At 57.3% G+C, this 21,914-nt stretch carries 21 protein-coding genes; 12 read left to right on the top strand and 9 right to left on the bottom strand.

What is annotated here, in order from left to right; genetic code table 11:
* The first annotated feature begins 182 nt into the window (after positions 1–182).
* The 12 genes from ABNH10_RS05265 (at position 183) to ABNH10_RS05320 (ending at position 12,179) form a co-directional block, all read left to right on the top strand.
* A complete protein-coding gene (locus ABNH10_RS05265; protein WP_040297268.1) occupies positions 183–593 on the top strand; it encodes a MerR family transcriptional regulator in 411 nt (136 codons plus the stop codon).
* A 69-nt stretch (positions 594–662) separates the two neighbouring features.
* The gene (locus tag ABNH10_RS05270; RefSeq protein WP_062816631.1) at positions 663–1,283 is read left to right on the top strand and encodes a methyltransferase family protein; all 621 of its coding nucleotides are present in this window, start codon (positions 663–665) and stop codon (positions 1,281–1,283) included.
* Entirely contained in the window at positions 1,284–1,409 is a 126-nt protein-coding gene (locus ABNH10_RS05275; protein WP_255357626.1) for a hypothetical protein, read from the top strand.
* Positions 1,399–3,903, top strand: coding sequence for a heavy metal translocating P-type ATPase (locus ABNH10_RS05280; protein ID WP_040297267.1), 2,505 nt, complete (start codon positions 1,399–1,401; stop codon positions 3,901–3,903). The genes ABNH10_RS05275 and ABNH10_RS05280 overlap by 11 nt, the downstream gene beginning before the upstream one ends.
* A 49-nt stretch (positions 3,904–3,952) precedes the next feature.
* On the top strand, positions 3,953–4,228 hold the full coding sequence (locus tag ABNH10_RS05285; RefSeq protein WP_008930133.1) for a DUF2933 domain-containing protein: 276 nt from the start codon (positions 3,953–3,955) through the stop codon (positions 4,226–4,228).
* The gene (locus ABNH10_RS05290; protein WP_008930132.1) at positions 4,225–4,590 is read left to right on the top strand and encodes a hypothetical protein; all 366 of its coding nucleotides are present in this window, start codon (positions 4,225–4,227) and stop codon (positions 4,588–4,590) included. The genes ABNH10_RS05285 and ABNH10_RS05290 overlap by 4 nt, the downstream gene beginning before the upstream one ends.
* Positions 4,557–6,128, top strand: a complete 1,572-nt coding sequence (locus tag ABNH10_RS05295) for a thymidine phosphorylase family protein (RefSeq protein WP_502877115.1) — start codon at positions 4,557–4,559, stop codon at positions 6,126–6,128. The genes ABNH10_RS05290 and ABNH10_RS05295 overlap by 34 nt, the downstream gene beginning before the upstream one ends.
* A gap of 54 nt (positions 6,129–6,182) precedes the next feature.
* Entirely contained in the window at positions 6,183–7,073 is an 891-nt protein-coding gene (locus tag ABNH10_RS05300; RefSeq protein ID WP_008930129.1) for a ribose-phosphate pyrophosphokinase, read from the top strand.
* A 6-nt stretch (positions 7,074–7,079) separates the two neighbouring features.
* On the top strand, positions 7,080–7,997 hold the full coding sequence (locus ABNH10_RS05305) for a DMT family transporter (RefSeq protein WP_008930128.1): 918 nt from the start codon (positions 7,080–7,082) through the stop codon (positions 7,995–7,997).
* A gap of 661 nt (positions 7,998–8,658) precedes the next feature.
* A complete protein-coding gene (locus ABNH10_RS05310; protein WP_008930126.1) occupies positions 8,659–8,940 on the top strand; it encodes a DUF5676 family membrane protein in 282 nt (93 codons plus the stop codon).
* Positions 8,941–9,003: 63 nt separating this feature from the next.
* Positions 9,004–10,686, top strand: coding sequence for a BCCT family transporter (locus tag ABNH10_RS05315; RefSeq protein WP_349384997.1), 1,683 nt, complete (start codon positions 9,004–9,006; stop codon positions 10,684–10,686).
* A gap of 215 nt (positions 10,687–10,901) precedes the next feature.
* The gene (locus tag ABNH10_RS05320; protein WP_349384998.1) at positions 10,902–12,179 is read left to right on the top strand and encodes an ATP-grasp domain-containing protein; all 1,278 of its coding nucleotides are present in this window, start codon (positions 10,902–10,904) and stop codon (positions 12,177–12,179) included.
* An 88-nt stretch (positions 12,180–12,267) separates the two neighbouring features.
* Here ABNH10_RS05320 and ABNH10_RS05325 read toward each other — a convergent pair whose 3' ends face one another.
* The 9 genes from ABNH10_RS05325 to ABNH10_RS05365 all read right to left on the bottom strand — a co-directional run bounded on the left by ABNH10_RS05325 (position 12,268) and on the right by ABNH10_RS05365 (position 21,747).
* Complete coding sequence (locus tag ABNH10_RS05325; RefSeq protein ID WP_265367053.1) at positions 12,268–12,726, bottom strand: ATPase; 459 nt, start codon at positions 12,724–12,726, stop codon at positions 12,268–12,270.
* A 69-nt stretch (positions 12,727–12,795) separates the two neighbouring features.
* Positions 12,796–14,160: an NADH-quinone oxidoreductase subunit N gene (locus tag ABNH10_RS05330; RefSeq protein ID WP_008930122.1), complete on the bottom strand. Its 1,365-nt coding sequence runs from the start codon at positions 14,158–14,160 to the stop codon at positions 12,796–12,798.
* Positions 14,160–15,629, bottom strand: a complete 1,470-nt coding sequence (locus ABNH10_RS05335) for a complex I subunit 4 family protein (RefSeq protein WP_008930121.1) — start codon at positions 15,627–15,629, stop codon at positions 14,160–14,162. The genes ABNH10_RS05330 and ABNH10_RS05335 overlap by 1 nt, the downstream gene beginning before the upstream one ends.
* A gap of 15 nt (positions 15,630–15,644) precedes the next feature.
* Positions 15,645–17,555 carry an NADH-quinone oxidoreductase subunit 5 family protein gene (locus ABNH10_RS05340; RefSeq protein ID WP_008930120.1) on the bottom strand — a complete coding sequence of 637 codons (1,911 nt, stop codon included), beginning with the start codon at positions 17,553–17,555 and terminating at the stop codon, positions 15,645–15,647.
* Positions 17,552–17,863 carry an NADH-quinone oxidoreductase subunit NuoK gene (gene nuoK, locus ABNH10_RS05345; RefSeq protein WP_008930119.1) on the bottom strand — a complete coding sequence of 104 codons (312 nt, stop codon included), beginning with the start codon at positions 17,861–17,863 and terminating at the stop codon, positions 17,552–17,554. Before nuoK ends, ABNH10_RS05340 begins: the two co-directional genes overlap by 4 nt.
* On the bottom strand, positions 17,860–18,426 hold the full coding sequence (locus tag ABNH10_RS05350) for an NADH-quinone oxidoreductase subunit J family protein (RefSeq protein WP_008930118.1): 567 nt from the start codon (positions 18,424–18,426) through the stop codon (positions 17,860–17,862). Before ABNH10_RS05350 ends, nuoK begins: the two co-directional genes overlap by 4 nt.
* Complete coding sequence (locus ABNH10_RS05355) at positions 18,426–19,322, bottom strand: complex I subunit 1/NuoH family protein (RefSeq protein WP_008930117.1); 897 nt, start codon at positions 19,320–19,322, stop codon at positions 18,426–18,428. The genes ABNH10_RS05350 and ABNH10_RS05355 overlap by 1 nt, the downstream gene beginning before the upstream one ends.
* Entirely contained in the window at positions 19,319–21,385 is a 2,067-nt protein-coding gene (locus ABNH10_RS05360) for a heavy metal-binding domain-containing protein (RefSeq protein ID WP_349384999.1), read from the bottom strand. The genes ABNH10_RS05355 and ABNH10_RS05360 overlap by 4 nt, the downstream gene beginning before the upstream one ends.
* Entirely contained in the window at positions 21,385–21,747 is a 363-nt protein-coding gene (locus ABNH10_RS05365) for an NADH-quinone oxidoreductase subunit A (protein WP_008930114.1), read from the bottom strand. Before ABNH10_RS05365 ends, ABNH10_RS05360 begins: the two co-directional genes overlap by 1 nt.
* Positions 21,748–21,914 lie beyond the last annotated feature (167 nt).

The following is a 21,914-nucleotide window of genomic DNA, read 5'->3' on the forward strand; positions in this document are numbered from 1 at the left end:
CTGGAAATGGGCTAACCTTCAGACTCTAGTTTTAAGTTGACCTGTGACCAGGACACAGGTCTACCATACCGATATTGATAGTTGAACCTATGTCTTTAACGCAGGACCTTGACGTGGATCAATATGAGAGCTAACACCCAGGGTCACCCTGTTTACATTGCTGACGAAAGGGATGTGACCCTATGCGTGTTAACCAACTGGCTAATGAGACTGGGGTAAGTGTAGATACTGTTCGCTACTACACCCGTATTGGATTTCTGAAACCAACGAAGAACCCGTCCAATGGCTACAAGGAGTACTGTGCCAAGGAAAAGCGTCGAATGAGGTTTATCCTCAGCGCCAGACAACTCGGATTTTCGGTGAGCGATATCGCCGAAATCCTGGATACCGCTGATCAAGGTGAATCCCCCTGTCCTCTCGCCAGGCGGCTTATACAGAAGCGTCTGGAGGAAAACGAGAAAGGCTTCCAAGATAGTCAGCGACTACGGCAACGTATGTACTCCGCAGTCAGGGATTGGGAAACAAAACCGGACCGGGCGCCAACAGGCAACATGATCTGTCATCTGATCGAGGAGTTCAGTGAGAGCGGGTAGGATAAACGTTCAGTGTGACACAATCATTGAATATCTAAAGCTTATTGACACAAACAGAGGCACAAGCGCATGCATGTAGGAACCTGGGGCCTAGCAATTATCGTCACAGTTTTTGTTTCATGGCTAATGTACCGATATCTAGCTCCGGCCAGCTGGAAAGAATGGACGCGCGCTGGCGTGCTGCAGGCCTTTATTATCGCCTTTTACGCTGAAATGTACGGGTTTCCTTTAACGATCTACTTTCTAACTCGATTCTTCGGCCTCGATCTGGCATGGAACGAAGGCGGCAACCTCTGGGCGCAATTGTTCGGCACCCCTACGGCGCACATCATAGCCATGCTGCTCGGCTACAGTTTAGTGTTTCTAGGAGCAACTCTGGTCGCGGAGGGCTGGCGCCGGATACATCAAGCACGGCGCCGTGAGACTCTAATGACCGATGGCATTTACGCGATTGTTCGCCACCCCCAATACACTGGCCTCTTTCTCATCGTGTTCGGTGAAGGGGTTGTGCACTGGCCGACGATTGTCTCACTGATCGCCTTCCCAGTAATTGTCCTAGCCTACACGCTACTGGCTCTGAAAGAAGAGCGGCAGATGCTGGAACAGTTTGGTGATGAATATCGGGCTTATCGACAGCACGTCCCGATGTTCATTCCCCGCCTCAATAAGTTGCAGCAGCAGGAGTTTTGAATGAGCTTAGAATTCACAACCATTATTAGTGGTATTGTTCTTCTGGCGGTTTTTGCGCTGGTGGGCTGGAACCTACGAAGAAAGCGTTCGCGATCCGAAAAAGCAGGGGAAAAGAATGAGCGTTGACTCACAACCTTCGAGCGCTGTGGCTAAGCTGACTGTGCCGGGCATGGGGTCGGACCACTGTGCGGGTATTGTAAAGACCTCGCTACAGCGTCTTGACAGCGTCGGCGACATTACAACCAATATCGCTAGCCACCGCGTAGAAGTCACCTACGACCCCTCGACGGTGGACCTGGACGATCTCCGCAAAGCTGTGGAAAACGCCGGCTACGACGTCGCCGCAGCCAACACTTCGGGGGCGGGAAAGAACGCCCAGCTTATCGTGCCGGGCATGGGCTCAGACCACTGTGCGGGCATTGTGCGTGAATCGCTCCAGCGGCTAGAGGGCATTGAGAGTATCAAAACCAATATCGCCAGCCACAAGGTTCACGTCGTAATGACCGACGCTGGACCCAGTGTTGAACAGCTTAAACAGGCGGTTGAAAAAGCCGGCTACGATGTCGCTCAAGCCTCCTCCGAAGCAGCGGAAGATGAAGCGGAAAAGGATGCCGATATCGAAGACGCCTACTTGAATCAGGCTTTGAAACGCCTTTGGATCGCCGGGATACCGACAACACTGATTATGGTGTTGATGATCCCGCACATGTTCTGGAAACCGATCCCCGGTTATCTTTTGATTGTGGCCCTGTTGGCGTTTCCGGTGGTTTTTCTATATGGCGGCGCAGCCACTCACAAGTCCACCTGGCGCTCGCTCACCAACCGCACCTTCAACATGGATGTACTGATTTCCATGGGCAGCGTTCCGCCCTACCTGATCGGCCTGGCAGGCTTTTTCGTCACCATGACGTCATTCATTGAAATGGCCGCCACCATCATGACCTTTCACCTATTGGGGCGCTATCTTGAGGCCAAAGCCAAGGGCCGTGCATCTCAGGCGATCCGAAAATTATTAACCTTGGGCGCCAAGACCGCACGGGTCGAACGCGATGGCCAGGAGCAGGAAGTTCCCGTCAAGGAACTGCAACCGGGCGACATCATGGTGATCCGCCCCGGTGACAAGGTGCCGACGGATGGCGAAGTGGTAGAAGGCGAGAGCCATCTGGATGAATCGATTGCCACCGGCGAGTCGGTTCCGGTGTATAAATCTCCGGGCGATACCGTCATTGGCGCGACCATCAATAAAGAGGGACGTTTACGGGTCAAGGCCACCAAGGTGGGCGGCGATACCTTTTTGTCCCAGGTGATCAAACTGGTAGAACAGGCCCAAGGCTCGCGAGTGCCCATTCAGGAATTCGCCGACCGCATGACGGGGCGTTTTGTGCCCATCGTCATTCTGATTGCCCTGGCAAGCTTTGCGGTGTGGTTTGTTGCCGCCGACAGCCTGCGCCCCATACTTGCATGGGGCGCGGATTTTCTGCCCTGGGTTGATCAAACGGCGACCACACCAGTACTGGCTACTCTCGCCGCCATTGCGGTTCTGGTTATTGCCTGCCCCTGCGCTCTGGGCTTGGCGACACCCACCGCGCTTATGGTGGGCTCGGGTATTGGCGCCGAGCGAGGCATTCTGATTCGCTCCGGCGAGGCTATTCAAACCTTCAAAGACGTCAAGGTGATGGTGCTTGATAAAACCGGCACTATCACACGGGGCGAGCCCAAACTGACTGAAGTGGTTACGGCCAACAATGTCACAGAACAACAACTGCTGCAGTGGGCCGCGACGGTGGAAAATGCCTCTGAGCACCCCATTGCCCGCGCCATTGTCGAAGGCGCCCGCGAGCGTCAGGTGAGCCCGGGGGAGGTCAAAGAATTTCGTTCCACTGGCGCACGCGGCGTATCCGGCAAAGTCGATGGTGCGTTGGTTCTGATTGGCAACCGCAAATTGCTGAACGAAGAAGGAGTAAGCGGTCTAGAGGCGTTGGACGAGGATCTGGACAGCCTGGAAGGGCGCGGCCGCACCGCCGTACTGGTCGCTGTCGATGGGAAAGCGTGTGGCATTGTCGCGGTGGCCGACACCATCAAAGAGGAATCAGTAGCCGCTATACGCGGCATGCATGAGTTGGGCCTGCATGTGGTAATGATCACCGGCGACAACGAACGTGCGGCGCGCGCTGTTGCCGAGGAGGTGGGTATCGACGAAGTGCAGGCCGGGGTACTTCCGGAAGGCAAGGTGGATGCAATTCGTCAGCTGCAGAAAAAGCATGGCAATCATGTCGCCATGGTCGGCGATGGCATCAATGATGCGCCAGCGCTGAAACAGGCAAACGTGGGTATTGCCATAGGTGCCGGCGCTGATGTGGCCATTGAGGCGGCCGATGTGACTCTGGTTCGCGGTGAGCTGACCGGTGTAGTGGAAGCCATGCACCTCTCCCGAGCCACCTTTGGGAAAATTGTTCAGAACCTGATTTGGGCGAGTGCCTACAATGTGGCCGCTATACCCATCGCCGCCGTCGGGTTACTGCACCCCATGATCGGCGTGATCGCCATGACCGTGAGCTCGTTATCAGTCATCGGCAATTCAATTCTTCTTAAGCGTGTAAAGCTGAGTGTCGATAAATGATTCGATTTCACACCGATAGAGGCCGCTACCTCGGCACTGGAGAAACCTAATGGCTAACAAACCCGGTTACTGGAACAGCCTTCACGGATTTGCGACGATCTTGTTGGTTGGCGCAGCGCTTTACTTTCTATTTGTAGAGCACGGAGCGCACGTCTTTCCGTTTCTCCCCTACCTGATCATTCTCCTCTGTCCGTTAATGCACCTTTTTATGCATAAGGGGCACGGTCACGGAGAAAGCGGGCATGGCGAACACAACCACCAGGACACGGAGCAAGCTTACCGCCGCGGCCTGGAAGAAGGCCGAAAGGAGGCTGACAGAAAATGAAGCATAAAGAGCATCGCCTGGGAGTTTCGGAAGTTAACTTGGTGACCCGTCACCTCGGGCTTAAGCGACCCATCAATACCGAGAAACTGACCGAAGCCATTGCGGAAATCGATCAGCTCTATGGCTTGGATGATATCGCCTTTGTCGAGACATCCGACCGGCTCGATTTCTCCTATGACGCATCGCGGCTATGCCTCCAGTGTGTGGAGGACATCCTTATCAAGTTCGGCATTCCAATCAAGCAGGATTGGTGGACGCGCTTCAAAGAGGAGTATTACCTGTTCGTCGACCAAAACGTTAAAGACAACGCCCAACATGAACCCTGGAGTTGCCACCGAGTACCTCCGCACAATCGAAAATAGAGACGCCATTAAAAGGGCCCTTGATGACCGAAGAGCATTACCTACTGAAACCGCGCCGACTGGGTATCGATAGCCATCAAGAGCTGGTGGTCTATATGCGCAATGATTGCCACGTCTGCCACTCGGAAGGATTCAATGCCCAAAGCCGGGTACAAGTCAACATTGGCGAGCGAAGCGTTTTGGCTAGTCTCAACGTCATACATGGAGACTGGCTTGCACCGGATGAATTCGGGCTGTCGGAATCCGCTTGGCACACCCTTGCCCCCCAGCCTGGCGAACTCGCCGGTTTCGTTCACCCGCCCACGGTAGAATCCATGAGCTCGGTGCGTGCCAAGATCTATGGAAAGCCACTGGAGGACATACAGTTTGACGCCATCATCTCGGACATCTGCAAAGGGTTTTATACCGACGTGGAGCTGGCCACCTTCCTGACCGCGTGCGCCAGTCGTGGATTAAACCGAACCGAGACCGCCAGCTTAACTCGGGCCATGATAAACGCGGGGGAGCGCCTTGACTGGCATCGCGATGTGGTCGTAGACAAGCACTGCGTTGGTGGCCTGCCCGGCAACAGAACCACGCCTCTTGTGGTAGCTATGGTGGCTGCAGAGGGTTTGATCATGCCAAAGACCTCCTCGCGGGCGATCACCTCTCCGGCAGGCACCGCCGACACAATGGAAACCTTGGCGCCGGTCGCCCTTTCCATTGACGACATGCAGCGCGTCGTGGAGCAGGAAGGCGGCTGCATCGCCTGGGGCGGTGCAGTCTCCCTGAGCCCTGCCGATGACGTTCTGATTCGTATCGAACGGGCAATCGATCTCGACAGCGAGGGACAACTAGTGGCATCGGTGCTGTCTAAAAAAGCCGCCGCTGGTGCCACCCATGTCGTGCTCGACCTTCCGGTCGGTCCCACAGCCAAGGTTCGCAGTGAAGAGGACGCCCAGTGTTTAGCAAGGCTGCTGCGCGAGACCGCTGAAGTGATCGGGCTGACTGTTCGGACGGTCATCACCGACGGTCGGCAGCCAGTCGGACGAGGCATAGGTCCCACCCTGGAGGCCCGAGATGTTCTGGCTGTGCTCCAAAACAAGGAAGACGCACCTGCGGATCTCAGGGATCGATCTATCCAACTGGCCGGTGCGATTTTCGAGCTCGCAGGGCTTGTCGAAAAAGGCAGCGGCGTCAATCTGGCCGCGCAATCCCTGACCAGTGGTCGGGCCTGGCAAAAATTTAGAGCTATTTGCGAAGCCCAGGGCGGCATGCGCGTACTGCCGGTGGCGGCTCAGACTCAGCCGGTGCCAGCAAATCGTCATGGCTTCGTCACCGCTATCGACAACCGTCTACTGGCGCGCATAGCCAAGCTTGCCGGCGCGCCAGCGACACCAGCCTCGGGACTCGACTTACATGTACGCCTCGGCGACTGGGTCGAAGCCGGCCAACCTCTGTTTACCTTGCATGCCGAGTCCGCAGGAGTGCTTGCCTACGCGCTGGAGTACTTACACAGTCGTCTTGACGTTATTTCCATCTCTGAATATCCGTCATAAGGCCTTCTCAATTCGCGTCCAATACCGCTCATTGACTTTAAAAAAGGACCAGGCATGACAATCCGTTGGAATGTGCTATTCAACCTCCACAGTGACAAAGAACTTGCTCTAACCCTTTGCGGGTCGCTGGATCTTCGCGAGGGTCAGCTCGACATGCGCCACTTCCCCGATGGCGAAAGCTATGTGCGGGTGCTGGATGAGGTTAAAGACCTCAATGTGGTGGTGCTGGCGGACCTTTATCAACCTGATCACCGAACCCTGCCTTTACTCCTGCTGGCCGAAACACTCAGGGACCTCGGTGCCAAGGAGATTCTGCTGGTGGCGCCCTACCTTCCGTACATGCGCCAGGACAAACGCTTTCACGGCGGGGAGGGTGTGACATCGCGTTACTTCGCGCAATTGTTGTCCCGCTACTTTTCAGCGCTGGTCACCGTTGATCCTCACCTGCACCGCTATCATGTCTTGTCGGAAATCTACGGTATTCCTACCCAGGTCGGTCACGCAGCGCCAGTAATCGCGGAGTGGATCGCCGCCAACGTCAACAACCCGGTCTTGATCGGCCCCGACAGCGAGAGCGAGCAATGGGTCTCTGCGGTGGCAAAGCAGGCAGGTGCGCCCTTCACGGTATTGAGTAAAACCCGGCGTGGCGACCGTGAGGTAGAAATCAGTGTGCCTCACCTTGAGCAATGGCTGAATCACACTCCGGTACTGGTCGATGACATCATCTCCAGTGGCCATACCATGCTGGAAACCATAGTTCACCTTGAGCGCTTTGGGCTGCCGAAAGTGGTCTGCATCGGCGTTCACGGAATCTTTGCTGAAGGAGCCGATATGGAGCTAATTGATAAATCAGCGCGACTGGTCACTTGTAATACGATCTCACACCCCAGCAACGCCATCAATATCGGAGGCCTTCTGGCCACCAGTATCCGCGAGTTGGCTTGATTCGTTATGAAGACTCAATCAAAAGCCGCGAACGTTGCTTGGATGGTGGTAGTTGTACTGCTCTGGGCCATCTGTTTTCCTTTTATCGTGACGGGGCTGCCGGACGCTCCCCCCTTGCTGTTTGCTGCCTTGCGCGCTTTTCTTGCGGGAGGGCTGCTCTTCGCGGTTCACTTGGTTCTGCGGCGGCGCGCGCCTTACCCTTTTAGCCCCCGAGACTTGGGGCTGTTGAGCTTAATCGGATTGTCCTATACAGCGATGGGATTTGGCGGAATGTTTCTAGCAGCAGGACACCTATCACCGGGACTGGCAACTGTCCTGGCAAGTACTCAGCCCCTGATTGCCGCAGCGATCGCCGCCGCTTGGCTCGGAGAAACGTTGCAGATCAAGGGCATAGCCGGGCTTGTCATAGGTTTTTTGGGCGTCGCCTTGCTTTCTTGGTCGGGATTCGACAATAACAATGCCGGCTATCTATGGGGAGTTACCTGGGTTCTTATGGGCGCCATCGGAATAGCCATCGGCAACATTCTATTAAAAAATCGTGCTGGGAGATCAGTTGCCGCCCCCATGGCTGTCCAGTTATTAATAGGCGGCGGAATACTTCTGGCTGCATCCGCGGTAGGCGGCGAACAGTGGGAGATTCGGTGGACATTTCGATTCACCGGTTCCCTGCTCATTCTATCTGCCCTGGCGACAGCCGCCATGGTGTATTTATGGTTCGCCCTGCTGGCCCGCGCCCCCTTAAACCGATTGAACGTCTTCAGCTTTCTAACCCCGGTACTTGGGTTGCTAATTGGATTTATGTTCTTTGAAGAGCGGCTTCAACCCGTCCAGATTCTTGGAATAGTCGTTGTCATTATCGGTATAGCCATGATGCAAGGGAGAAATGCTGTGGTAGCCCCCGACGAGAGCGCAACACCACCTTAGTCGCTACAGTCCGTGCCTCCTTATAAACACAGCTGGAGTGGAAAACCCCGCAACAGGAGCAACATGTGATCGAACGAATACGCCAAGGAGCGCCCACCAGCCGACTATCCGTCCTTTTGCCAGAACTCCCCCTGGCGGGATTTGGTTTTTTGACACACTTTTTGTGGGAGATGCTTCAAGTCCCTTGGTTTACCGGTATGGCGAAGGCATCTCACGGCTCAGTGGTTTGGATGTGTATACAGGCTTCCGGCGGCGATGTGCTGATTCTACTGGCCAGCTTCTGGTTTTCCTCAATAGTCTTCGGACACCGTCGATGGCTCCTCGAGGGCAAACGAAAGCCGGCTATCACCCTTCTGCTCGCGGCATTTCTCGTGACCATCGTCATGGAATGGCTGGCGACCGGCCCTCTGGAACGATGGACATACGCAGACTCTATGCCGATCATACCTCTGTTAGGCGTGGGACTGGCCCCACTTCTGCAGTGGCTTATTCTCCCGCCGCTGATAATGTGGCTATCGCACAGACATATGCTCGGCTGCATCGCCATCCGGTCCAGCCGTTCGGTCTAGTTGCATTGGGCTGGTGGCCCGCCGCGCCGGCACAAACGCTTGCCCCAATCAAAAAATCAAGATTTTTCTACAACGAGAAGAGGAAATTAGCTATGAACGATTCTACTGTAGTGAATACCCGTTTACGTACCGTCCCGCTAGGCAACACCCTGTCAGTTCTGTTAGTAATCAGCTATCTGCTGTGCGTAGGCTTTGGCCTGCTCGCCCCGGCGCAGATGCGTATGTACGAAGCTTGGGCGCCTTTATTGCCCGGCTTCGAATGGCTTACGTGGTCGGGATTTTTAATTGGATTAGTTGAAGCCTATTTGTACGGTTGGTACATCGCGGCTCTGTTTGTGTCTTTGTATCGCTGGTTCTCAAAAGAGAGACAATGATTATTTTTAATGGATCCTACGTCGAAACGGGTAGAAACGTGAGAACTGTCTGGTGAGCTATTTATGAACCGATTAACAACTTTCCTGAAGAGACACCTCGGTGATGTCGGGGTGGTTTTCTACACCTCACTACTCATTATTACCGCCTTTGTCGTCACCTCTGCCCTTCAGCCGGAAACCGTTGAAGCAATCGCCCAGAAAGTCCTCGATGCAACCGCCAAAAATGTTGGTTGGATGTACTTGATGGCAACCACCGGCTTTGTAGTATTTATCTTTTTCCTGGCGTTCTCCAGGTTCGGAAACCTCCGCCTGGGCCAGGAGAACGAGTTGCCGGAGTTCTCCTTCACCAGCTGGCTGGCCATGATTTTCTCGGGGGGCATGGGCGTTGGACTGGTGTTCTGGGGCGTGGCGGAACCCATCATGCACTTGAACGTTCCGCCCCTGGGCCTTGCCGAGCCGCGCAGCGTAGAGGCGGCGCAGCTGGGCATGCGTTACTCGTTCTTTCACTGGGGTTTTCACCAATGGGCCAACTTTACCCTTGTGGGTCTGGCTATCGCTTATGTCCGTTTTCGCCACAATAGCTATGGTTTGATCAGCGAAACATTCCGCCCCCTGTTGGGAGAGCGAGTAGACCGCGGTTGGGGAAAAGCCATCGATATTCTGGCGGTAGTATCCACCTTGTTCGGGGTTGCAACGACTCTGGGGCTTGGCGCGCTGCAGGTCAATAGCGGCCTCTCCCGGCTGGGTGTAATGGATTACTCGACCACATCGCAGTTTATGATCCTGGGAGGGCTTGCAACGCTTTTTACCATATCGGCCATGACGCCACTCGACAAGGGCATACGCCATCTCAGTAACGCCAACCTTGTAATCGCGAGCGGCCTCCTGCTCTTCGTCCTGGTCACGGGCCCCACGGCCTTTATTTTTGGTGAGCTCACCCAAACGCTTGGCGAGTATCTCGGAAACCTCATCGAAATGAGCCTGGTAACCGCCCCCCACTCCGACGAAAAGTGGGTGGAGCAGTGGACCATGTTTTACTGGGCATGGGGGTTAAGCTGGGCGCCCTTCGTGGGGAGTTTTATCGCCCGAATATCAAGGGGAAGAACCATTCGGGAGTTCGTCATGGGGGTAATGGTCATTCCCGTCGCCTTGAGCATGCTGTGGTTCTCAACCTTTGGTGGTTCCGCCATCCATTTCGAACTGTTTGAAGGCGTCGGTATCGCCGATGCCGTGGCAGAAGAAGTTCCATCCGGTCTTTACGTACTTTTAGATCAACTGCCTTGGGGTGGGGTCGCCGCTGTTCTGGCGGTCATACTGGTCTCGATGTTTGTGGTCACCTCTGCGGACTCAGCCACCTTCGTACTGGGCATGTTCACCTCCAAGGGTGTACTAACGCCAACACGCTTTGTTCGAGTGCTCTGGGGCTGCTTGCAGCTGTTAATGGCCTCCGTGCTCTTGCTGAGCGGCGGGCTGAACGGGCTCCGCACTCTTTCCATTGTCGCCGCATTTCCTTTTATGTTGCTGATGGTCCTAATGGCTTTCTCTCTTCATAAAGACCTTGCGACAGACATTAGGCGCCGCGAAGAGAAAAACGCAATGATGCATGCCCGCATGGAGCAATGGCTGCTGAGAGAGTCTGAGCGGGAAGCGGAGCGTCAGGAAGAAGAGGAACTCCATCCAAGCGCCCCCGAGCAATGTCCGGGATTGAGCCGGACGGGACAATCGACCCCGATAGAAGAGACGTAGCTGGTGAACCAACAAGGGGCCAAGTTACCCTGGCCGACGCCCTTTCCTGGGCTTACGGTACCGGACGATGAAATGCCCATTTGAGAAAGTGCGGACTGAAAAACCACTCGTTACCAAATCCACCGCTTCATCAAGCGGGTTCCATGGCCCAAGTACAGCGCATTTTGCTACAATCCCGAGAACTTTCGTAAACCTACGATCATTTGGTATGACCTGTGCACCCAACTAATGAAACTTCACAGCAGGCAGAGGCAAAAAGACTCAACCAAAGTTGTTCCTGCGTCACTCTCGATCGGCCAGCGGTAGCTCAGGATATCGCCCATCTACTGGGTGAAGACGCCGAGGATATTTTGTCCAGCGAGGCCTGGCATCAACTTTTCTCCAACGTTGCTGTCTTTGTTCCCGACCAAGATCTGGCCAAGATGCAGGCCTTGGTTCGCGCATTGGAAGCGGCCGCTGCGCTCTCCGACTATCGAGAGAAGGTGTTGTCCTGGGCACCATCGACAGCACGGCTCGACCCCGGTCCCGCTGGTGCCTTTATGGGCTATGACTTCCATCTTGGCGACGATGGACCACGTCTAATCGAGATTAACACCAATGCCGGAGGTGCGTTTCTCAATGCGATTCTTGTCCGTGCTCAAAAACGATGCTGTGGCGGTGCGACCAATGAACTCTGGACCGAGGACTTTGACCGCGAGGTGATCCGTCAGTTCGAAAGCGAATGGCGCGCCCAGCGCGGCAGCAGACGCCTGGAGACAATCGCTATCGTCGATGATCAGCCAGAGGAACAGTACCTCTATCCGGAATTCAGGCTCGCTCAGAGGTTGCTGCAGAGGGGCGGAATCGAGACCCACATTCTGTCCCCCAAAGATTTTCAGCTTAATAACGGAGTGCTGTACGGCAACGGCAAACGAATCGATCTGGTGTACAATCGGTTGGTGGACTTCGGACTCGAAGCCCCCGATCACGCCACCTTACGCGCGGCCTGGTCGGAGGGAGGCGCTGTTATAACCCCCAACCCCCACATTCACGCACTGTTCGCGAACAAACGCAATTTGGCTGTTCTGTCAGATCAAACGACCTTGAGGGAGTGTGGCCTGAGCGCTGAGAACGCCGAATTGCTTCGCCAAAGTATTCCGCGCACCCAGTTAGTCGATGCCGCCAATGGCGAAGAACTCTGGCGGCAGCGACGGCAATTGTTTTTCAAACCTGTAGCGGGTCATGGCAGCAAAGGAGTTTATAAAGGCAGCAAACTCACAAAAAGCGCCTTTGCCCGAATTCTAGAAAGCGACTACATCGCGCAGACCTATGTGCCACCTTCAGAACGCCTGGTGATGGTCGATGACGAGAGGGAAATGCTCAAGGTCGACGTACGTCTATATACCTATCGCGGCGAGCTGCTGTTGGCGGCGGCGCGCTTGTATCGGGGCCAGACCACCAATTTTCGCACCCCAGGTGGTGGCTTTGCACCAGTTCTCCTCAAGCAAACCTAGCGGGAGACATTTCCGCCCGCCAAGAAGTACCGGGCCGGCAGCGGCCTCCGCGCGCTGACTCCAGCAAAAACGGATAGGCCTATTTTACTTACATGTCATCCATGCGCCCTATCTGCCGTACCAAGCGCTTGGTTTCATGCTCTTCCATATCCAGCAATGACTGCACCAGTTCTGTGACCTCGGGTATTTCTGCCTTTTCGATAAGCGTTCGGTAAAGACTGATGATTTGTTCGTGGAAATCGACCACTTCCGTCTCTATTGAAGTGGCATCCATTTTGGCGTAGTGATCGTCGCAATCCAGGTGGGTGGTAATAGGATTGTGCGGCATGTAATCGTACACATAAGTGCGAGCTGCCCTGGGATCAGCCTGCTGTTCAAACCCTGCCACTATTTTCTCTATTTCCGCTTCGTGCGAGGCCAGATACTCGAGCAGCAGAGAAGCGCGTTCATTTTGATGAAGCGGAGCGCAATGAGACAGGCACTTTGCCAGGCTCCCGTGCAACTTTCGGCTCCATTCAATCAGGTCAAAAATAGTTTCAACTTTCATGCTAAACCTCTTGTCTGAATTTAAAATACGTCGCTTTAAACGTCAGCGACCATGGTACTAGGAATGCCATTACGTCATCGGAATCACAAGGAAGAACTGCGCAGCCAACCCGATGATGACCGTGCCTGAAAGCGCGGTTATCGCCACCATGCTCAGCCAATATTCGGGGGCATTCGGAGCCGCCTCCCCTTGCCGGTACATGGGTACAATAATACGCAAATACACCGCCAGAGAAAGCACACTATTGACAATCCCCACCACCGCCAGCCACGTGAATTGGGCATCTATGGCAGCCGCAAAAATCAGGAACTTGCCCACGAAACCAGCAAGTGGCGGAATGCCGACCAACGACAGCAGAAATAGCACCATTGCGATCCCCATTAATGGCCTGTTGCGCCCCAGGCCATTGAAATCGGTCAAGGTGCGTCCGACCATGGCAACAATGGCGAAGGCACCCAGGTTCATGGCCGCGTAGGCGGCGGCGAATAGAATGATCGATGGCAAGGCAAGCGAGCTTGAGCCCACGGCCAAAATGCCCAGCAGGAAGTAACCGGACTGCGCAATTGATGAGTAAGCCAACAGCCGAACGACATTATCCTGCGCCAATGCGGCGAGGTAGCCGTACGTCATACTCAGTACCGCCAGCCCCGCAATAACTGCGGTCCAACCGCTCTCCAAGGGCAGGTCTCGAAGCACTTGGGTTAGCGCGAACAGAGCGCCGACTTTGGGCACCACAGACAGGTAGGCGGCTATCGATAAGGGCCCGCCTTGATAAGCGTCTGGCACCCAGAAATGAAACGGAACCAATGACGCCTTATAGCCGAGGCCGACAATCGCCGTCACCAGGCCGAGGATGGCGGCTAGCGGCATGGCGTCGGCGCGCGCGAGATCAGAGAGCAGCGTGGAGCCAGCGGCGCCGAACCAGTAACTCAAGCCAAAGACCATCACCGCGCCGGTAACCGAGCCGAATACAAAGTATTTCATGGCGGCTTCGGTGGCCGGGTCATCGTCCGGGTAGGCCACCAGCGCGAAGCTGGCTAGGCTGGTCAACAAGACGCCCAGCACTAGAAACATCATATCGCCGCTTCCGGCCAGAACGAGTGCACCAAAAGTGGCAAAGCACAGCAAACTGTAGACCGTGCCCTCACGAACGGTGCCTCGCACATCCACGCGCGCCAGCAACAGGGAAAGCACGGTGGCGGGCAACAGGATAAGTTTGGCCCAAATACTGAGCGTGTCGATTCGGAAGCTGCCCCCGAACACGGCGGCGTCGGTGCCCAGCATACTCAAGGTCAAGCCCGTGGCGATGAACAGGCCCACGATGGCAACCGCCAAGGCAACGCGCGGCCAGCGCAGCATTTCCGCAATCAGTGCACCGACCGCCGTTAACAGAACGGCTATTTCCGGAATTAATAACGCAAGGTCATGACCCATTACAGCACCAACGCCGAGGTCGTCCGATGAATGATGTCCAGCACCCAGGACGGCGCCACCCCGGTAACTAGGGTAAGCACCAGCAGTGGCGCCACGGCGAGCAGTTCCCGCACGCTCAGGTCGGGCATGCTATGCCAGCGTTGCTGGGGCTCGCCAAGGAAGGTTTCGCGGATTGCCTTGAGAAAAGTGCCGGCAATGATCGCGATGCCCAGTATCGCGACAACAGCGGCGGGCACAGTGCCCAGAGTGCTGAGAAATATCTGGAACTCGGCCGGAAAGTGCGCCAGACCAGGCAGTCCAAGGGACGCGAAGGCTGCCAGCATAAATGACCAGCCCAGCAGCGGAACCGTTTTAAGTAGGCCACCGAATTCACCCATTTCCCGAGTATGCGCACGCTCCTGAATCATGCCCACCAGGAAGAACAATGCACCGGTCACCAGGCCGTGACTGAACATCTGCAGGACGGCGCCATCGAGGGCGGTGGCACGCACTGAGGGGTTTAGGGTCAGTGCGGCCACGGCGACGCCGATGATCACATAGCCCATGTGGTTGATCGAGGTATAGGCCACCAGGCGCTTGAGATCGGTCTGCGCCAGAGCGGCGAAGGCGCCATAGAGCGCGCCGATGACACCGAAAACCAAAACAACGACGCCGGCTTCGCGGAACGCCTCCGGAGTCATTTGTAGAGCGAAGCGAACCAGCCCATAGGTTCCAAATTTCAGCATGATGCCGGCCAGGATGACACTGCCGATAGTCGGCGCCTGAACGTGGGCGGCAGGTAACCAAGTGTGCAGCGGTACGGCGGGGATCTTGACCGCGAAAGTAACCAGCATGGCGACCAACGCCCACATGGCCGCGGCCCCTTCAAGCGGTGGATTAGCGATCCAGGCGCGCATGTCGAAGCTGGGATCGGGACTGCCGAGGTAAAGCCCCAGGATGGCGAGCAATAACGGCAGGCTGCCCAGAAGCGTGTAGATAAAGAACATCAGAGCCGCCCGCTGCCGGTCCTCATGCCCCCAGCCGGCAATCATGAAATACATCGACACTAGGGAGACTTCGAAGAACACATAGAACAGAATTCCGTCGAGGGCGGTAAAGGTGCCGATAGCCGCAGTTTCCAGAAGTAGAACCAAAGCCACGTAGGCGCGCGGGCGCTCGCGCAGCGACGAAGCATAGATGAACGCCACCAAAAACAGCATGGCACTCAGCAGCACTAAGGGCAGGCTGATACCATCCACCCCGACCCGGTAGGCGGCACCGATGGCCGGAATCCATTCGAGCTCTTCGACTTGGGAAAAGCCCGCGCCACTCACTCCCTCCAGCCACATGGCCAGCGCGCCGACCAGAGTTAAACCGGCGGTGCCAATACCAATGCTGTGTACGGTTCGCGCCGTTGGCCTCGGAAGGGCCAGAATCAGGACGGCACCGGCGAGCGGCAAAAACAGAGTAAGTGATACAACTGGTAGCATGAGTATGGCTGTCCTCTAGAAACTCAATGAAGCCGAAAGCAGTATGATCAGTGTTACGGCGGTAACCACGGCGCTGATAGCCAGACTGTGGTGAATCCAACCGCTTTGCAGGGAGCGGGCACGGTCTCCCCAGCCTCGCACGCCGGCCACCAGGGAGAAGATCAGGCCGTCGATTCGGCGCTCATCTCCTACCCGAACCAAATGCGCCACGGCCAAGCTGGCACGGCCAGTACCCAACACCACCGCATACAAACCTCGTTCCACGCGCCCGCAACCTCGAGCAATGAAGAGGCCGCCACGGCCGACACTCAGGACGGTCGCGTATAGGCCACGCTCCAGTCGCTGACAGCCGTAGGCAAGAGCCATGGCTGGCCGCCCAATCCAGAAGGTGAGCCCTCCGGCGATGACCAGCCCCGATTGTGCCCAGGGGTGGAAAGGGCCAAGCAGGCGCGGGGCCGGTACCAGCCAGCCCAGCGCCAGACCGGCCGCTGCCGCGAGAAGTCCGAACAGCATGGCAGTAGTGCCATGGGCTTCAGGACCGGGTAAACCCAACAAGGCTTCAATGGGACCGAAGGTCAGACCCAGGAAGACGGCTGGGATTACCAGGACCCATACTCCTAGCCCCATCCAGCAGGCACCGGCGACCGGACGGCTTTCGCTCTCGCCCTCCTCGCGCTCACGCCATAGCAGCCGCAGCGTGCGAGCCAGGTAGGCGCCAGTCAGCAGCGTGCCCACCAGTGCCAGAGGAGCGAGCCAGGCGACATTTGGCGCGGAGAGTGCGGCGGCGATCACCGCGTCCTTTGAGAAGAAGCCACTCAGCGGTGGAGCACCCACCAGCGCCAGCGCTGCCAATGCGAAGCCGAGGAAAGTCCAGGGCCGGACGCGCCCTACACCCCGCAAGCGCTCCAGAGCCGTGCCGCCACGCGCATGCTGAAATTCACCGGCCGCTAAAAACAGACCGCTCTTGATGGCGGCATGGGCGAGCAGATGCAGCAACGCCGCCAGCGGCACACCGGCGCCGACCGCAATCAGCATCAGACCATACTGACTGGCGGTTGAGGCTGCCAGCAGGCGCTTGAGGTCACGTTCAGCCAGCGCAATCAGGCCCGCCGCCACGGTAGTAATACCGCCCACCAGCCCAATAGCGTGCAAAACGTTCGGCGCCAGCAGCGGCGCTACGCGGATCAGTAAAATGGCGCCAGCTGCCACCAATGTCGCCGAATGCAACAACGCCGACACCGGTGTTGGCCCCGCCATGGCGCGCATAAGCCAATCCTGCAAGGGGACCTGGGCGGACTTGCCCATGGCGGCCAGCAGCAACAAAAGCCCGGCCGCCACGGCGGTGCCTCCGTCGACATTCAGGGTGGCGGCGATCTGGCTGGTGCCTGCCGCCCCGATGAGGATAAATATAGCGATGTACAGACCAAGGTCGGCGCTGCGGGTGTAGAGAAAGGCACGGCTCGCGGCGTTCGCCGCTTCGGGTCGCTGAAACCAGAAACCGATCAGCAGGTAACTGCACAACCCGATCAGCTCCCAGGCGACGAGCACCAGAATCCAGTCGCCGGCCAGCACCAGGGCCTGCATGGCGGCAACAAACAGGGACATGAGGGCAAAAAATCGGGGTAAACCGGACTCCCGCTTCATATAGCCCACCGAATAAATCAGTACGCAAGTCGCCACGGCGGCCACCACCACACTGAACAGCGCGGCTAACGGCTCGGCGGTCAACCGCAAGGGCAGCTCCGGTAAGCCCGGTAACAGCAGGGTTGCGGAGTCACCACTTGCGATCGCCCTCAAAAGCTTAAGGCTTGCCGCCAGGCTAAGTGCGACCCCGGCCAACGCCAAAATAGCCGCTCCCCGGCGCAGCAGCAGAATGGCAGCGGCCGCAAGCAAAGGGAACACTATGGGAAAGACCAGGTCACTCATCCTTTCAGGTCTCCTGCCTCTTCCATCTCGACCGAGCCCTTGGCCCGGAAGCGTGCAATTGCGACGCCGAAACCGACGGCCATCTCCACTGCCATAACCGTCATCACCACCAGCACAAACATCTGTCCGGCGTAGACCTCCGGATGCAGAAAGCGCCAAAAGGCCACCAGGTTCACCAGCGCGCCCGCCAGAATCAGCTCCACGCCCATCATTATCATGACCAGATTAGTCTGCGAGAGCGCGCCATAGATACCGACACCAAAGAGAATGGCGCCGGTCAGAAGTGCCAGGATCAGTACCGGAGTCATTTTGAAGCCTCCTGCTCTTTATCACCGTTTCCCTTGTCGAGCTTTCCTGTGTCGACGCCGGGCTGGCGCACCGGAATCGCTACTGCCGTAGCCGCGATCATTGCGGTCAGGATGGTGATGGCGGCGGTCTCGAAAACCAGCATAGAGCGACCCAACATTTCAAAACCGAGTTCCCGCGTTTGCATTGCGGCATCCGGCGCCTCGGCGACTATCGGTCCCCAATCAGAGAACAGCGCTACCGAGATGGCGGTGGCGGCGGCAATGGCTCCGGCGCCAATCGAAAAGCGCTTCTGGTGGCTCATATCCATCCCGCCAAGCCCACCGGGGTCCATCATGAACATCACCATGAAGATGGCCATGATGCTCATTTCGGTGGCCATCATCATAATCTGCAGCACGCCCAGGAATTCGGCCTGCATGGCCAGAAACATGCAGCCCACGGCGGCCTGCGAAAACAGCAGCGCCAATGCAGAACGCACCATAGACGCAGTACGGAACACCGCCACACCGAAACCAATGGCTGCCAGCCCGAATACGCCGACAAAAAAAGCCTGAACAACCATTAAGGCACCACCAGGATGAGCAATCCGACTATCAAGATATTGAGCAATGCCAGAGGGATCCCGAGCTTCCAGCACCAGCCCAGCAGATCCGCCTCGCGAATACGAGGTAAATAAAAGCCGACCAACAACATCGATACGGCTACCGCCAGAGTCTTGATCAGGCTCCAGGCCCAGGGCGGCAAAAGCGGCCCCTGCCAGCCACCGAGAAAAAACACCGTGGTCGCGGCAGACAGGGTGATTACCATCACCAACCGTGCCAGCCGCAACACTGCCAGGCGCACGCCGGTGTATTCGGCGTCGACCCCGCCGGCCAACTCACCGGGTGCGGTAGGCAGGTCGAAGGGTGAGCGGAACGCCAACGCGATAGCGGCGATGAAAAACAACACAAAGCCCAGCGGTTGGTAAACGATGTTCCATAAACCGGCCTGAGACTCGACGATGGCACTGTTTAGCAGGGACTCAGCGCGCATGGCGGTCGCCGTAATGGGCATGACGATAAGCATGGAGTAGGCGATAAGCTGGCCGAGAAAGCGCCAGCCACCGACCATCGCGTAGGCGCCATTCGGGCCCCAACCCGCCATAATCAGCGATACCAACACATAGGCAAGCACCGCGTTAAGAAACAAGGCGCCGGTGGCCAGATCAGCGATGACCAGATCCGGCGCCAGCGGAAGCACGGCAGCACCGAGCACCGCTACCACCAGCAACAACACTGGCGCGGTCTCGAAAAACAACCGGTCGGGTTTGCGCGCCAGGATGGACTCCCGGCCCAGGTGCGACAGGCCCGCCAGCAGCGGCGCAACCGGTCGCAGGCGGCCGGTCGTTAGCCAGGCCTCAATCACAGCCAGTAACCAAGCGCCAACCAGCAAGGTGAGCAACACTAAGGCGACAGTCATGAGGTCACCTCCCAGGGCGAGAGATCCAGTGACCCGACCGCCACCAGGGCATCGCCCAGCTCCTGGCCCTCGACCAAATCGGCGACCAAGCCGATATGTTGGCTGCAGGCGCTATCCAGCTCGACCGATACCACCTGCCCTCGCTCCTGCGTTAGTCGCAATGTGGCGCGGCCACGCGGCGTTTCCACGGTCGCCTCTCCCGTTCCGGAAGGGTTGTCGATGGCGCGCAGCTTGGGGAGCTCAGGGTCTCCGGCCACCTCCACGAGGTCGAGACTGGTCATGATCTCAACATGCCGCTGCCGGAGACGCGCCCAGGCGTCCCCGGCGCTCTCAGCGCGCATTTCGAAACCCAGCTCGCGATACATTGCATCCGCCTGGCGGGCGTCTTCGGTTCGGCCGGAGGCGCGGGCCACCGGGCCTCGTAGATCCTGGGAGCCGTGGGGCAAAGCTCCGATGCCTTTCAAGCGCGCTTTGAGGAGGGGCGTATGCTCAAGCCGTGCAATGAGCGACTGCAGCGCCGGTCGCAGGGCGACAAGCTGCTCCCGGTCGGCGCGCTGGGTTTCCAATTGCAAAGCCGCCGCACGACGCGTTAACCAGACAAAGCTGAGCTGGCGCCCCAACTGAGCCAGCCAGCCCAGGTGGCTGGCGATGCGCTCGCGCTCAAGAGCGGCCGCCCGGCCCCGCTCGACGGCCGGATCTGGCTCCAGACCGGCCGCCTGCTCGATAGCGCGACAGGCCAAGAGGCGATAACTTACCGGTGCCAACGGCATAGCCGCCGCCAGGCGCTCGATGAAGGTTTCGACCGCCACCTCTTCAGATGACGTGTTCATAGCTACCAGAGATGTTGCTTGGCCCTCGGTCACCCCATCGCCGTCGAGCGTCAAGGTTAGCTTCAATCCGCCCGGCAAACCGGGAAAGCAGGGGCCGAAGGGCACCTCAAGCCAGTCCATTGCCAAACCATCGGCACTGCGGGGCAGGTCTTTGGTAACCTCGACCATGGACATGAATCCGGAACTGTCGTGGTCGTGGTCAGAATGATCATGCCCGTCATGGTCGTGCCCGGAATGGTCATGGTGGTGCTCGTGATCGTGCTCCGGCACCCCTTCCCTCACACCCTCGTCTTCTTCGGGCTTATGCGGCTCTAGATCCATGCCGCATTTGGGGCAGCTGCCCGGCTCGTTCTGTCTTATTTCCGGATGCATAGGGCAGATATATTCAGTACCGGATTGTTCTTGAGCCGTGCTCTGTTGGTGACCATGATCCTCATGCTCATGGCAATGAGCATGCTCGTGATCGTCGTCGCCCTGATGCTGTTCGTGGTCATGAGCGCGTTTATGGTTCTGGTGATGTTCGTGGTCGTGATGGTGCTCATGACTCTGCCCATGATCATTGTGGTGAGCATGGTGATGATCGTGTTCCTCGCTCTCATGCTCGTGGTCATGGTCATGTTCGTGGCCGTGGTGCTCGTGCTCGTGCTCGTGGTCGTGGTCGTGGTCGTGCTCCCCGGCATCCGAGTCGCCGCCGGCTTCGCGCGCCACCAGGTCCATACCGCATTTGGGGCAGCTGCCTGGTTCGTCCTCCACCACTTCCGGGTGCATGGGGCAGACGTACTCAGTTTTGGCTTGCAGGATTGATGAGTCAAAATCGTCAGGCGAGGCGGCGAAGGCGTCTTCAGCCAGCAACCGCTGCAGCCGAGTGGCCGCCTCCATCAGTTCGGTTTGTGAGAGATCCGCAGAAACGTCAGCTTGAGGTAAAGACGAAGGTGCTGACCCACCGAGCACTAGAATAGCTCGCGGCCTAGGCATCTGGGCGTAGAGCACTGCTGTGGCCTCATCCAACTTCTGAGATAGCTCACCGACAATCAGAAGCACAGTGGCATCGCGCGGCGTGGCGGCGATGCGCATGTCTGCGGCCGCCAGGTCCAGCCCATGCGCCAGGGCCACTTCCGGCCCAGGGACTACCAGGCAGCTCAAATTGCGCGCCAGAGCCTGCCCAACCCACCTTCGCAGGATAGATGGACGCCCTTTGCGTGCGCCGGCAAGTGTCGTTGCGGCCTCAGACATCACTGCCGCCTCAGAGCGCCCTGGCTCCATCCGTAAAGCAGCCCGAGAAAGAGAATCGCAAGAAACACGCCCATATCAAGTAAAGCAACCAGCCCTACCTCCTTGAACACAACCGCCCAAGGGTACATATAGGCCATCTCCATATCGAACGCCAAAAACAACAATGCATAACCGTAATAGCGCGCGTGATAGCGGCCCCAAACCGGATCCCGCGACAGCACCCCCGCGCTTGCCGGAACATCCTTGCCTGGCTCCTGCCGTGTGGCGCCCAAACTACGAGCTAAGCCATACAAGCTTAACACCGCACCCAGGATACCCAGTGCTAAACCCAGCAGTATTAGGTATTGTTGTGTAGCGCTCATAACGTTTAACTTCCCATCCTACTCTGGTTCAGGTTCGTGAGATTTAAATTTGGCATTGCAAAAGGACTTTGGAACCCCTTGCAATGAATGCCTCGACGAAGATCAGTTTCAAGTCTAGACACCCTCCCCGGAAGCGCAAATTTTCCCCCTAGCTGGGGACTCATGTA

The sequence above is a fragment of the Alcanivorax sp. genome, from assembly GCF_040119285.1.
Classification (GTDB): Bacteria; Pseudomonadota; Gammaproteobacteria; order Pseudomonadales; family Alcanivoracaceae; genus Alcanivorax.